The following is a 13,455-nucleotide window of genomic DNA, read 5'->3' as shown; positions in this document are numbered from 1 at the left end:
GTAATGTTCGGGCATGACCGAGCCGTTCCGTCACGCCACGCTCGAGGCGACGCTGGAGCGGATCACCTTCGCCAGCGAGGACACCGGTTACACCGTGGCGAAGGTGGACACCGGACGCGGCGGCGACCTGGTCACCGTGGTCGGCGCGCTGCTCGGCGCGCAGCCGGGTGAGGCGCTGCGGATGCGCGGGCGCTGGGGTTCGCACCCGCAGTACGGGCGCCAGTTCCACGTCGAGGACTACCGGACCGTGCTGCCCGCCACCATCCAGGGCATTCGCCGCTACCTCGGGTCCGGGCTGATCAAGGGCATCGGGCCGAAACTGGCGGACAAGATCGTCGAGCACTTCGGGGTGGACTCGCTCGAGGTGATCGAGCACAGCCCGGAGCGGCTGATCGAGGTGCCGAAGCTGGGCCCGAAGCGCACCAAGCTGATCGCCGACGCCTGGGAGGAGCAGAAGGCGATCAAGGAGGTGATGGTCTTCCTGCAGGGCGTCGGGGTGTCCACCTCGCTGGCCGTGCGGATCTACAAGCAGTACGCCGAACGCTCGATCGACGTGGTGCGCACGGAGCCGTACCGGCTGGCCACCGACGTCTGGGGGATCGGCTTCAAGACCGCCGACACCATCGCGAAGGCGGTCGGCATCCCGCACGACAGTCCACAACGGATCAAGGCGGGCCTGCAGTTCACCCTGTCCGAGGCGACCGGCAACGGCCACTGCTTCCTGCCCGACACCGAGCTGATCGCCGAGGCGATCAAGATCCTCCAGGTGGACACCGGGCTGGTGATCGACTGCCTGGCCGAACTGGTCGACGAGGAGGGCGTGGTCCGCGAAGAGCTGCCCGACGGCGACGACCGCGTTTCGGCCATCTACCTGGTGCCGTTCCACCGCGCGGAGCTGTCGCTGGCCGGGCAGCTGATGCGGTTGCTGCGCACCAGCGCGGACAGGCTGCCCGCGTTCGCGGACGTGGACTGGGGCAAGGCGCTGGCGTGGCTGCACCGGCAGACCAAGGCCGAACTGGCGCCGGCGCAGGAGGAGGCGGTCAAGCTCGCGCTGACCGAGAAGGTCGCCGTGCTCACCGGCGGGCCGGGCTGCGGCAAGAGCTTCACCGTGCGCTCGATCGTGACGCTCGCCGCGGCCAAACGGGCGAAGGTGCTGCTGGCCGCGCCCACCGGCCGCGCCGCCAAGCGGCTCACCGAGCTGACCGGGCACGAGGCCGCGACCGTGCACCGGCTGCTGGAACTCAAGCCGGGCGGGGACGCCGCCTACGACAAGGACCGGCCGCTCGAAGCGGATCTGGTGGTGGTCGACGAGGCGTCGATGCTCGACGTGCTGCTGGCGAACAAACTGCTCAAGGCCATTCCGCCGGGAGCGCACGTGCTGCTGGTCGGAGACGTCGACCAGCTGCCGTCGGTCGGTGCCGGTGAGGTGCTGCGCGACCTGCTGGCGCCCGGCACGCCGATTCCGCACGTCCGGCTGACGCAGATCTTCCGCCAGGCCGGCGAGTCCGGTGTGGTCACCAACGCGCACCGCATCAACGGTGGCGACTTCCCGATCACCAAGGGCCTGAGCGACTTCTTCCACTTCGACGTCGACGACCCGGAGGAGGCCGCGAAGCTGACCGTGGACGTGGTGGCCCGCCGCATCCCGAAGAAGTTCGGCCTGAACCCGCGACGCGATGTGCAGGTGCTGGCGCCGATGCACCGCGGCCCGGCGGGCGCGGGCGCGTTGAACTCGCTGTTGCAGGAGGCGGTCACACCGCCGAAGGAGGGCGTGCCGGAGCGGCGGTTCGGCGGGCGCGTCTTCCGCGTCGGGGACAAGGTCACGCAGACCAGGAACAACTACGACAAGGGCGCGAACGGCGTGTTCAACGGCACGCAGGGCGTGGTGGTCGCGATGGACCTCGACGAGCAGACGCTGCTGGTGCGCACCGACGAGGACGAGGACGTCGAGTACGAGTTCGCCGAACTGGACGAGCTGATCCACGCCTACGCGGTGAGCATCCACCGCTCGCAGGGCAGCGAGTACCCGTGCGTGGTGGTCCCGCTGACCACCAGCGCGTGGATGATGTTGCAGCGCAACCTGCTCTACACCGCGGTCACCCGCGCGAAGAAGCTCGTGGTGCTGGTCGGCTCGAAAAAGGCGATCGGCCAGGCGGTCCGCACGGTCGGCGCCGGGCGAAGGCACACCGCCCTAGCCCACCGCCTCCGCGCTGCTTAAAGATCTTTGACAGTGTTTGCGTGGCGGTGCGGGTAGCGGTGCGAGCTGACGGCCCACAGCAAGCGGCTCCGCCGCTTACAAGCGACCCAAACGACCTAGGAACAGGAAGAAGCTTCTTCCGGGGTGACCCAGTCCCGCGCCCGTGTCTGCTTTTCCGCGAGGATCCGCCGCGGCAGTTGCGAGCGGGCCACTTCGCGCAGGAGCGGGCTGCGGAAGGAGTACTCGACGCGGATGCCGTCGGCCAGTCGCCGGTGTGCGCGCAGCAGGTCCCGCCGGGTCAGTGCTTCCAGCGGCTTCACCACGTCGCTGGGGTCGCACTCGCCGAGCGCGGCGACGGCCTCCGGGGCGAACGGATCGTCGAGCACCGCCGCGTCCTGCACCACGGCCTTTTCCGCCGGTGGCAGCGCGTCGAGCTGTGCCGCCAGCATCGCGTGCACGGTCGGCGGCACGGCCGGTGCCGCGCACACCGCCCACCTCGTGGCCGCGGCGTGCCAGGCCGGTGACGGCGAAGCGCCCGGCGCCTCCTGCCGCAGCACCCTGGCGTACTCGGTGGCGAACCGCGGGTTGCCGCCGATCCGCGGCACCAGCCGCTCGAACTGCCGGGACGACTGTCCGGTCAGCGTGGCGAGCAGTCGCGTGGTGGCGTTGTCGGACAACGGTTCCAGCGTCATCGTGGTGGTGTCGCGGTGTGCCGGTTCCGGCTTGCCCGCGGTGACCACCAGCAGTGGCAACCGCTGCGCCAGGTCCTCGACGAACCGGTGCACCGGCTCACCGGCGAGGTGCAGGTCGTCCAGCAGGACCACCAGCGGCGCGGTGGCGGCGGCACCTTCGAGCAGCGCGCGGCAGCACAGCACCGACTCGGCCAGCGCCGCGCTGCCCGGCTCCCACACCAGCGTGCGCAGGTGCGCGGCCACCCAGGCGGCCGACGGCCCGGTGCCGAGCAGCAGGTGGACGGTCTCGGCGAGCTGCGCGGCCATGGCACCGAACGAGCCACCCGCGTCGATCCCGGCGCACGAGCGCACCAGCTCGGCGAAGACCTCCAGCGGTTCCCCGCCGCGGGCGCGGACCACCCGCACCGGCTCGCGCAGTTCCCGCACCGAGCGGCCGAACTCGGCCAGCAGCGCGCTCTTGCCGATTCCCGGTTCGCCGAGGATCGCGACCAGGTGCGCGCGCTGCCACCGGCGCACCTCTTCGAGCAATCCGTGCAGCCTGCCGAGTTCGCGGTCCCGGCCGATCAACTGGCCGGCGCCGGACTCGGTGGTGGTCACCGAACCGGTCACCCGCGCGCTCTCGCCGGTCACCGCGAACTCGAACGCGTGCCCGGTCGCGGCCCTGGTCGCCGGGCAGACCCGCACCTCGCCGGCCGGGGTCCCGGCGAGCAGGCGCAGGCCGTTTTCCAGCAGGCCGCCGGAGACCTCGGGGGCGCGCCGCCCGGACAGCGACACCAGCGCGTCGCCGGTGGTGACGGTGGCGTGCGCGCGGTCGAGCCGGTCGCGCAGCGCGAGCCCGGTCCGCACGGCGTTGACCGCGTCGTGCTCGCCGGTGCGCGGCACGCCGAACAACACCAGCCACGTCGAGCCGATCGAGCCGCGGACGCTGCCGCCGAACCGCCTCGCTTCGGCGTAGACCACCTCGCTCTGCTCGTCGTGCAGGTCGCCGAGGTCCTCGGGGTCCTGGGTGGCCGGATCCGGTTCGGCGCGCACGAGCAGCGCGCTGACCCGCTTGCGCTCCAGCGTGACGCTCGGGCGCGGCACCACGGGGAACTCCAGCCGCGCGATGCTGGCCAGCTCGGGTGATGGGTTGACGCTGGGGGCCGGCAGCGCGAGCGACGCGTCGTGGTTGAGGATGGCGCGCTCCAGCGCCTGGAGGTCGCGGCTGGGGTCGAGGCCGAGGCTGTCCACCAGCGCGGTGCGCGTGCGGCGGTAGGCGGTCAGCGCGTCGGCCTGCCTGCCGCACCGGTAGAGCGCGAGCATCAGCTGCCCGGCGAGGCGTTCCCGCAGCGGTTCGGCCTCGGCGACGGCTTCGAGTTCGCCGATCACCTCGTGGTGCCGCCCACCGGCCAGCTCGGCCTCCATGCAGTCCTCGATCGCGGCGAGCTTGGCGTTCTGCACGGTGAGCAGTTCGGGCCAGCGGATCCCGGATTCGACCAGGTCGGCCAGCGCGGGCCCGCGCCACAACGCGAGCGCCTCGCGCAGGGTGGCCGCCGCGGTGTCGAAGGAGCGGGCGGTCAGCTCGGCGCGCCCGTGCTCGACCAGCTCGTGGAAGCGGAACAGGTCGACCTGCAGTGGATCGATCCGCAGCAGGTAGCCCGGCGCCCTGGTGAGCAGGTCCGGTGCGCCGGGGCCGGCGTCGGCGAGCACGCCGCGCAGGTCGGCGATCGCGTTGTGCAGAATCTTGCGCGCGGTTTGCGGGGCGTCACCGGCCCACACCGCCCGCAGCAGCCTGCTGGTCGCCACCACGTTGTTCGCATGCAACAGCAGAAAGCCCAGCGTCGCCCGCCGATTGTGCCCGCTGATGCCGATCGGAATATCGCCGGAGAATATCTCCAGCGGACCCAGCAAATTGAAGCGCATGACCGTCCGCCCTCGGTCGGTGTATTTCGTAGACAGATCTGCCTATTCTTGCCTGGCTTGCTGCGCCCGATCGGGGCGGACTTTCTCAGAAAGCTTACCGAACGCTCAACATCGTGTGAAGGGGTTGGTCGGGTGATTAATGCGCTTGGTCAATTATTTACTTAGAAAATCCTTATAACCAACCGGTTACGGTCCAACTGCCGGGATGGCGCCGCTCGCTGGCCGTGTCGCGCGCTAATGCGGTCGGGTTCCCGGCCTGATCGGGACGGCTTTCAGTACGGAAAATAATCGAACGTGCACCGAGAATGACTCGGCCGTTCGGCTCAATCCGGCTTAGTGCAGGATCATCAGTTCCGCGGGCCGGCCGGGATCGATGTGTGCCGAATTTCCGGCCAATGGGTCGGTTTCGCCGACTTTCCTACGAAAGTTGCTAGTTTGTTCAACGGTGCAACGACGCGCTGCTGTCAGCAGGAGAAAGCAGCACCGTTGTGCGGTGCCGAGCGATCCGGGGGGATGGCGATGGAACTGGTGGAACGAGAGGAGCAGTTGCGTGTGCTCGGGCTGCTGCTCAACGAAACACTGGTCAGGAAAGGTCAGGTCGCGCTACTCGACGGCCCGGCCGCCAGCGGAAAAACGGAACTGCTGCGGGTGTTCGCCGAACGCGCGCAGAAATCGGGGGTGCTATTCCTGAGTGCGCTGTGCTCGCGGTCCGAGCGCGCGCTGCCCTTCGGCGTGATCAGCCAGCTGGTGCACAGCGCGGTGCTGCCCGCCGACCTGCACGCGCGGCTGGTGCGCCTGCTCGACGAGGGCGTGGCGGAGGCGCTCGCCGCCCGGTCGCGGCCGGAGCCGGCCGAGCTGGGCCAGGTGTTCCACGGCATTTCGCTGGCCATGCTGGAACTCGCCGCGCTCGATCCGCTGCTGATCGGGGTGGACGACCTGCGGCACGTGGACACGCTGTCCTTGCAGTGCCTGCTGTACCTGATCCGCCGCCTGCGCTCGGCCAGGGTGCTGGCGGTGCTGACCGACGACATCGATCCGGTGCCCTCGCAGCGCCCGTTCGGCGCGGAACTGCTGCGCCAGCCGCACTTCCAGCGCGTCAGGGTGGCGCCGCTGTCGGAGGCGGGGGTGGCGCGGCTGCTGGCCGAGCGCACCGACCTGCCCGCCGAGCTGGCACCGGAGTTCCACGCCGCCACCGGTGGGAACCCGCTGCTGCTGGCGTCGCTGGCCGAGGACCACCGCGAACTGGGCACCGCCCGGCCGGAGGGCTACGGCCTGGCCGTGCTGAGCTGCCTGCACCGCGGTGACCCGGTCCGGACGCGGGTCGCCCGCGCGGTGGCCGTGCTCGGCGGGGACGGTTCCCCCGAAACGCTGGCCGCGCTGGCCGGTGCCGAGCCGGACGTGGTGCGGCAGAGCTGTGCCGCGCTGACCGCGGCCGGGGTGCTCGACACCGGCGTCTTCCGGCATCCGGTCGGCAGGCAGGCGGTGCTCGACGACCTCGCCCCGGACGAGCGGATCGAGCTGCACCGGCGGGCCGCGCGGCTGCTGCAGGAGGTGGGCGCGTCCGCGATGACGGTGGCCGGTCACCTGATCGAGGCCGGGGACGTCCAGCCGTCGTGGGCGGTCACCGTGTTGCTGGAAGCGGCCGAACAGGCGCTGCTGTCCGACCGGATGGAACTGGCCGCCGACTCGCTGCGACTGGCCCACCGCGCCAGCCTCGGCGAGGAGGACCGGGCGGCCATCCGGGCCCGCCTGGCCTACGCCGAATGGCAGGTGAACCCGGCCGCCGCGGCCGAGCACCTCGCCCCGCTCGCCGCGGCCATGCGGGCCGACCAGCTCAACCGGCGCGACTGCATCGTGCTGATCCGGCAGCTGCTCTGGCACGGCCGCGCCGACGAGGCGATGGACCTGCTCGACCGCCTGCGCTCGTCAGTGCGCGAGCAGCACACCGAGGCCGCGGCCGAACTGCGGCACACCGAGCTGTGGCTGACCAGCGTGCACCCGCCACTGGCCAGCCGCAGGCCGCCGGCGCACCCGGCCGGGCCGCAGCCCGCGCTGGTCACCCCCAAGGCCGACCCCGGCCTGCAGGCCACCGCGATGCTGGCCGACGTGCTCGCGCGCGGGCGCAGCCACGAGGCGGTCGACCAGGCCGAGGCGGTGCTGCGGGACATCGACCTGAACCGCAGCACGTCGTGGGCCGAGGAGTCGGCCATGCTCGCGCTGCTGGTGCTGATCACCGCCGGGCGGGCGAAGAACGCGGCGGACTGGTGCGACCGGCTGCTCGGCGCGGCCGAGCACCGGCGGGCCCCGGTGTGGCGGGCGATGTTCGCCAGCGCCCGCGCCACCATCGCGGTGCGCCAGGGCGAACTGGCCGCGGCCGCCGAGCACGCCGAACTCGCGCTGACCCAGATGGCCCGCAAGTCCTGGGGCGTGGCGATCGGCCTTCCGCTGGGCAGCCTGATCCTGGCGAAGACCCGGATGGGCCGGTTCGAGGAGGCCGCGCAGCTGGTCACCTACACGGTGCCGGACGCGATGTTCCAGAGCCGGTACGGGCTGCCGTACCTGTACGCACGCGGGAACTACTACCTGGCCACGAACCACCACCACGCCGCACTGGCGGATTTCCTGTCCTGCGGGGAACTGATGCAGGGCTGGCGGCTGGAGGTGGCCGGACTGGTGCCGTGGCGGACCTCGGCCGCGGAAGCGTGGCTGCGACTGGGCAATCTGGAGCAGGCGCGGCTGCTCGTGCACGACCAGCTGGCACAACCGGGTACCGACGGCTTCCGCACGCGCGGAGCGTCCCTGCGCCTGCTGGCGGCACTGAGCCCGTCACCGCGGCGCCTGCCGTTGCTCACCGAAGCGCTGGAACTGTTCGAATCGGCCGGTGACTGCTACGAACAGGCGCGGGTACTGGTCGATCTGAGCCGGGTCCACTACGAAGCCGACGACAAGCGGCGGGCGCGGAAGGTGTTCCGGCGGGCGTGGCACCTGGCGAAGGTGTGCGACGCGCAACCGTTGTGCGCGGAGCTGCTGTCCGCGAGCAGCGATCTGTCCACAGGGGCCGGTGCCGGTGAGGACACCGCCGGCATCACCTCGCTGACCAGTTCGGAACGCCGCGTCGCGGCGCTGGCGGTGATCGGCTACACGAACCGGGAGATCGCCGGCAAGTTGCACATCACCGCGAGCACGGTGGAACAGCACCTGACCCGGGTGTACCGCAAGCTCAACGTGAAACGGCGCAACGACCTGCCGCTGGACCTGCGCACCGAGCCGGCACCGCGGATTCGCCTGGCATAACAGGGGTTATGACCCGTCGGTCCGATTAAGAAAGCCCCCGGCGCTCGAGGGGGAGGTGGCGCCGGGGGCTCAAGGTCGGCCGAGGGGGGTGGCCGACCGGTCAAGCGTACCGCGTGGTTTGGCTCCGTGGGGGGTGAAGGCCGGAATTCTCGATCCAGGCGGCGAAGTTCACCCGATGCGCCTTGCCCCGCCGCTCTACCAGGCGACCGGCAGCGCGTGCAAACCGTAGACCGCGCCCTGGCGTTTGTATGGCAGGTCCTCCACCGGCGCGGCCAGGCGCAACGTGGGAATGCGCGAGATCAGCTTGCGGAACAGGATTTCCAGTTCCAGCCGGGCCAGGTTCTGCCCGACGCACTGGTGCACCCCGTAGCCGAAGGCGATGTGATTGCGCGCACCCCGCTGGATGTCGAACACCTCAGGACTGGGGAAAACCTCAGGATCCCAGTCCGCGGCACCGAGCAGCGCGATCAAGCCCTCTCCCGCCTTGATCGTTGTTCCACCCAGCTCGATGTCCTCGGTGGCGATGCGGGCCGGCACGATGTCGCCGATGCTCAGGTAACGCAGCATTTCCTCCACCGCGGACCCGACCAGTTCGGGATCGGCGCGCAACGCCGCCAGCTGGTCGGGATTTTCCAGCAGCGCCAGCGTGCCGAGGGAAATCATGTTCGCCGTGGTCTCGTGCCCGGCGTTGAGCAGCAGCAGAATCGTGGCCAGCAGGTTCTCCCTGGTGACCTCGCCCTTTTCCAGGTGGTTGTGCACCAGGCTGCTGACCAGGTCCTCGTCCGGGTTGCGCTGCTTCTCGCTGATCAGGTCGCCGAGAAAGGCCCTGATCTCGGTCATCGCCTTGGCCACCTCGTCCGGGGTGCTGTCGAAGGAGAGCAGCACGCCGGTTTTGTCCTGGAAGAACTCGTGGTCGGCGTAGGGCACGCCGAGCGTCCGGCAGATCACCAGCGACGGCACCGGAAGCGCCAGGTGGGTGACCAGGTCGGCGGGCCGCTCCTGCGCCAGCAGGTGGTCGAGCTGCTCGTCGACGATCCGCTCGATGGCCGGGCGCAGCACCTTCATCCGCCGCACGGTGAACTCCGGGATGAGCATCCGGCGGTACAGCGTGTGCTCCGGCGGGTCCTGCCGCATGAACGGCGGTTTGTGGCCCTGCTTGACGATGTCCTTCTGGATCGGGATCAGCGGCGGGAATCCCGGTTTGGTGATGTCCGCGCTGATGGTGGGATGGGCCAGTGCGGCGCGGGCGTCGGCGTACCGGGTGAGCAGCCAGGCCGGGGTGCCGTCGGGCAGCTGCGCGCGGCTGACCGGTTCGGTCTCGCGCAGCTTGGCGTACTCGGACGGGGGATCGAACGGGCACCTGCGGGCCATCGGAAACTCCGGCGTCTCCGGATCCTTGGTCATCACGGCTCCCTATTTTTCGGCCCCGCCGACCGTCGTCGCCTCGCGGGGGTGGGGGTGGTGTGCGGGGAAACTTTCGAGGCCCTGCTTGATCTCGGCGAGCACGTCGGCGGCCTCCGCGCCGTCGATCACCCGGTGGTCGAAGGCCAGGTTCAACCGCATCACCGGGGCGACGGTGATCTCGCCGTCACGCACCACCGGCCGGTCGGTGATCCGGCCGAGGCCGAGCGTGACGGTGGTGCCGCCGACCGAGTGGAAGCCGTCCACCGGACGGTGTCCCAGTGAGGTGACGGCGAAGGTGCCGAACCTGGCCGCCCGCACTTCGAGCGGGCGCACCGCCATGGCGAAAAGCACCCGCCCCAGCCACGGTGGCAGCCGGTGCAGCTTGCGGGCCCCGGCGAACTCGGGCATGGTCTCCGGATCGCCGTCGCGGAAGTGGTCCACTCTGGACTGGATCGCGGCCAGGCCCTCCTCGTGCACCCGGTCGAGCACGGTGGACAGCACCACGCGCTGCCCGTTGATCCGCTTGTCCAGGGTGACCTTCGCGGCCACCCCGCCGTACCTGGCCACCCTGGCGAACAGTCCACCGTGGACCGCCGCGTTCGCGTCGGGATGCCTGGCGAGCACGCGCGCGGCCGAGTGCACCACGTAGGTGATGACGGAGATCCGCGTGCCCGCCGCCTTCGCCTTCTCGCGGTGCCCGGCCACCGCGGTCATGTCGACCTCGGTGTCCAGGAAGACCGGCGAGAACCGCCGGATCTCACGCAGGAAGTAGAGCGTGTGCCGCCGTTCTCTGGCGATCGCCGGGAAGTTCATGCCGCCACCAGCGAGTACACGTCTTCGAGGCTGCCCGCTTCGAGCAGGTCCGGCAGCGACACCGGCCTGCCGGTCTTCTTCTCCACCACGGTCAGCAGCCACAGCAGGTACACCGAATCCCAACCGGGAAGCTCGTCCAGGCTGCGCGCGGCGTCGGAGGTGGTGACCGGCAGGCCAAGCTCGTCACGGACCAGCGTGACCAGATCGTCCACTGTGTTCACTGGAGGGTTCCTCCGAAGTCGGGGTCGAAGTCGAGGTCGACGTGGGCGGGGGCTTCGACGATTTCGCCGAGGTCGTGCCGGAACCGGGTGACGCCGTCGGATTCGGGCAGCGGGGTGAAGCCGTAGCGGGCGTAGAAATCGGCGACCTTGCCGTTCTTCGCGGTCGGCCGGTAACTGCCGAAAACCTCGGTTATGCCGTGCTCACGGGCGTGGTGCAACAGCGCCGAAAGGCACGCCTGCTCGATGCCGCGGGAGAAAACCCGGCAACTGAGGATGAAGTTCTCGAGGTGAAGTGAATTTCCCTCGCGTTTCGCGAAAATCACCCCGACCAGACCGTTGTCCCCGAACCGGTCGCTCGATCGGATGGCGAGCACCTGCCAGTCGGGGTCGTCGGCCAGCTCCCGGACCTCGGGCTGCTGCAACCGCCGGGTGGTCAGGTTGAACTGGTTGGTGCGAAGCGACAGCTGGGAAACGCGCGGGAGTTCCTTTTCGGTCGCCGGGGCGAACCGCACCCGCACGCCGAGTTCGGCCAGGTACTGCTCGATCGAGTCGAAGCTGTCCAGGAAGTCCTTTCTGGACAGATCCTCGCGGTACTTGTCCACCCTGGCGCGGTCTTCGACGGTCAGTTCGCGCACGTCGAACCAGCCGTCGGCGAGCAGGGTGCCCACGTGCAGCGCCGGGTCACCGGTCACCGGCAGCACCGCCACCGCCGGGAGCGCGTCGCGGACCAGGCCGCATTCCAGCGTGCTGTCGTCGACGAAGGCGAACGAATCGACGCCGAGATTGAGGTCGGCGGCCAGCTGCCGGAGGTTGTCGTGCTTGGGCTGCCAGTTCGCGATGATCCGGACGAAGTCGTTCTCGTCCAGCGTCATCTGCGGGTTTTCGGTGAGCGCGCGCCGCACCGGGGCGAGATCGTTCTTGCTCACCACCGCGAGCAACACGCCCTGTGACCCGATCTGCTTGACCACCCGCTGGAACGCGCGGAACGCCTCACCGTGGTGACTTTCCGCGACCTCGACGCCGTCGTGGCCGTCCTCGCCGAGGATGCCGCCCCACAACGTGCCGTCGAGGTCGAGCACCAGGCACTTCTTCGTGCGCCCGGCGGTGCTCCTGGCCAGATGCCCGATCTCGCGGGCATAACGGGCGAGCAGTTCCGCCGACAGGTGCATCTTCGCGTAGACGGCCATTCGCGGGTCCTCGACCGGGATGCCCTCGGCCAGCAGTGGTTCGAGATCGACCACCAGCACGCCGGGGTGTTGCTCGCCGAAGCGCAGCAGGCGTGCGTTGGCTTCGCGCCACAGCGCGCCGAGTTCCGCGCGCGAGCGGTGGTCGACCAGTTGCGCGGTGAACCGGCGTGGCAGCGGCAAGGTGTTCAGCACCAGCGTGCCCTTGCTGTTCGCCTCGAAGATCGACGCCAGTTTGTCCAGGAAGGACAGCTTCTCGTCGAGCACCGCGCGCACGTCGGCCGGTCGCCACGGCACCGGTACCTCGGCGAAGATCGCCTCGGCGTCGAGCACGCAGAGGGTGAGTTCGGCCTCGGCGCGGTAGATGTCACTGTCCGGATCGGACAGTTCGGTGAGGTAGCCGCCGAAGTCGCCGACCGTGGGGCGCAGCAGCAGCCCGTGCCTGGCCACCTCGGCGGTCAGCGACGGCACCAGCGGGGAAAGCGTGCCGTGCCCGGTGATCGCCACCCGCACCACGGTCGCCTCGCTGTCGTCGACGTCCAGCCGGGCGAGCAGCCGACCGGCCCGCGCGAGTTCCGCGGGGGCGAGATCGGCCAGCAGTGCGGGCACGCGGTGGTAGGCACCGGCGAGCCGTCCCTCCCGGTAGGCGGTGAAGAAGTCCATCAGATCTTCTCCACCGCGAAGCCGGACTTGATCCACTTGCTCGACTCGATGGCGATCCCGGCCACCCGGTCGCCCTGCGACAGCCACGGCAGCACCTTCTCCAGCTGCACGAACGGCATCGCGTTGCCGATGTTGCCGGTCTCGGCCACGCAGCTGACCTCGTGCGCGTCCGGCACGCCGAGCCGTTCGACGATGGTCTCGGTCATCTTCCCGGACAGCTGCGGCGGCAGCAGGTAGTCGAGATCACCACCGGACCAGTCCAGTTCGTCGAGGATCTCCTCCAGTGCCTCGGCGGCCAGCCCGGGCACCGACTCCTCGATGGCCTTGTAGTCCTCCAGCACCGGTGCCCGGTCGTCGTCCCGGTCGGCCACGCCGAACCACTCGACCACCTGGCCCGGCGCGCGGCCCAGACCGACCAGCCGGACGAACACGTGCCGCAGTTCCACCGCTTCGGGGCCCGGCTCGGTGCTGAGCACGGCCGCGCCGGCGCCGTCACCGAAAAGGATGAAGTTCACCTGCTGCGCGGGCGGCAGCGCGGCGAAGTCGGTGTCGAAGTCGAGGTGCTTGACGCAGACGTCACCGCCGAGCACGAGCGCGTTGCGGTGCCGTCCGGTGGACAGCAGCTGCCGGGCCAGGTCGAGCGCCTGCACCGCGCCGGTGCAGCCGGACTGGAGCTGGTAGGTGGGTACCTGGTCGATGCCGAGCCGGTCGGCGATCAGGTTCACCGTGGCGGGCATCAGCTGGTCGGGGGTGGCGCTGCCCAGCACCACCAGGTCGATGTCGCCGGGGGCCAGCCCGGCCCCGGTCAGTGCCCGCCGCCCGGCTTCCTCACCGAGGTCGGCCAGCGTCGCGTGGCGTTTGCCGGTCTCCGGGTCGACCGCGAGGTGGCGGGTGCGGGTGCCGATGAAGGTGTCCACCCACTGCTGCCAGGCGCCGGTGGTGCCGAAGCGGGCGGCCAGTGCCGCGTTGTCCACCAGCGGCCCGGGAAAGGCCGTGCCCGCGGCCAGGACGTACGTTTGACGGGCGCCCATCGAGTTTCCTCCCTGCCGAGAATTCACCTCATGCTCGGCCGGTGGGCTAAACCG

The 13,455-nt window shown here is 70.2% G+C and carries 8 protein-coding genes; 2 read left to right on the top strand and 6 right to left on the bottom strand.

Annotated elements, in window-relative coordinates:
* Positions 1-13: 13 nt before the first annotated feature.
* Positions 14-2,218 (top strand): ATP-dependent RecD-like DNA helicase, encoded by a 2,205-nt coding sequence (locus tag YIM_RS40275; RefSeq protein ID WP_153035361.1) that lies wholly within the window; start codon positions 14-16, stop codon positions 2,216-2,218.
* 95 nt (positions 2,219-2,313) lie between these two features.
* On the opposite strand, the gene YIM_RS40270 is transcribed toward YIM_RS40275, so the two are convergent.
* Positions 2,314-4,791 (bottom strand): BTAD domain-containing putative transcriptional regulator, encoded by a 2,478-nt coding sequence (locus YIM_RS40270; RefSeq protein ID WP_153035360.1) that lies wholly within the window; start codon positions 4,789-4,791, stop codon positions 2,314-2,316.
* A 519-nt stretch (positions 4,792-5,310) separates the two neighbouring features.
* Between YIM_RS40270 and YIM_RS40265 the strand changes: the two genes are divergently transcribed.
* The gene (locus YIM_RS40265; RefSeq protein ID WP_153035359.1) at positions 5,311-8,085 is read left to right on the top strand and encodes a LuxR family transcriptional regulator; all 2,775 of its coding nucleotides are present in this window, start codon (positions 5,311-5,313) and stop codon (positions 8,083-8,085) included.
* 195 nt (positions 8,086-8,280) lie between these two features.
* On the opposite strand, the gene YIM_RS40260 is transcribed toward YIM_RS40265, so the two are convergent.
* The 5 genes from YIM_RS40260 to YIM_RS40240 are packed head-to-tail and all read right to left on the bottom strand — an operon-like array spanning position 8,281 to position 13,401.
* Positions 8,281-9,489 (bottom strand): cytochrome P450, encoded by a 1,209-nt coding sequence (locus YIM_RS40260; protein ID WP_153035358.1) that lies wholly within the window; start codon positions 9,487-9,489, stop codon positions 8,281-8,283.
* Between the two features lie 9 nt (positions 9,490-9,498).
* Positions 9,499-10,302, bottom strand: coding sequence for a 2-oxo acid dehydrogenase subunit E2 (locus tag YIM_RS40255; protein WP_153035357.1), 804 nt, complete (start codon positions 10,300-10,302; stop codon positions 9,499-9,501).
* Positions 10,299-10,523: an acyl carrier protein gene (locus tag YIM_RS40250; RefSeq protein WP_153035356.1), complete on the bottom strand. Its 225-nt coding sequence runs from the start codon at positions 10,521-10,523 to the stop codon at positions 10,299-10,301. Before YIM_RS40250 ends, YIM_RS40255 begins: the two co-directional genes overlap by 4 nt.
* On the bottom strand, positions 10,520-12,370 hold the full coding sequence (locus YIM_RS40245; protein WP_153035355.1) for an HAD family hydrolase: 1,851 nt from the start codon (positions 12,368-12,370) through the stop codon (positions 10,520-10,522). The genes YIM_RS40250 and YIM_RS40245 overlap by 4 nt, the downstream gene beginning before the upstream one ends.
* A complete protein-coding gene (locus tag YIM_RS40240; protein ID WP_153035354.1) occupies positions 12,370-13,401 on the bottom strand; it encodes a 3-oxoacyl-ACP synthase III family protein in 1,032 nt (343 codons plus the stop codon). Before YIM_RS40240 ends, YIM_RS40245 begins: the two co-directional genes overlap by 1 nt.
* Positions 13,402-13,455 lie beyond the last annotated feature (54 nt).

This window comes from Amycolatopsis sp. YIM 10 (genome assembly GCF_009429145.1).
Lineage (GTDB): Bacteria > Actinomycetota > Actinomycetes > Mycobacteriales > Pseudonocardiaceae > Amycolatopsis.
The sequence above is the reverse complement of the archived record's forward strand: the minus strand, read 5'-3'. Positions and strand labels throughout refer to the sequence as shown.

What these genes read in the sequence shown, in the direction of transcription:
- YIM_RS40260 (WP_153035358.1), bottom strand. Translation starts at nt 9,489, where the DNA reads ATGACCAAGGATCCGGAGACGCCGGAGTTTCCGATGGCCCGCAGGTGC.
- YIM_RS40255 (WP_153035357.1), bottom strand. Translation starts at nt 10,302, where the DNA reads ATGAACTTCCCGGCGATCGCCAGAGAACGGCGGCACACGCTCTACTTC.
- YIM_RS40265 (WP_153035359.1), top strand. Translation starts at nt 5,311, where the DNA reads ATGGAACTGGTGGAACGAGAGGAGCAGTTGCGTGTGCTCGGGCTGCTG.
- YIM_RS40275 (WP_153035361.1), top strand. Translation starts at nt 14, where the DNA reads ATGACCGAGCCGTTCCGTCACGCCACGCTCGAGGCGACGCTGGAGCGG.
- YIM_RS40240 (WP_153035354.1), bottom strand. Translation starts at nt 13,401, where the DNA reads ATGGGCGCCCGTCAAACGTACGTCCTGGCCGCGGGCACGGCCTTTCCC.
- YIM_RS40245 (WP_153035355.1), bottom strand. Translation starts at nt 12,370, where the DNA reads ATGGACTTCTTCACCGCCTACCGGGAGGGACGGCTCGCCGGTGCCTAC.
- YIM_RS40270 (WP_153035360.1), bottom strand. Translation starts at nt 4,791, where the DNA reads ATGCGCTTCAATTTGCTGGGTCCGCTGGAGATATTCTCCGGCGATATT.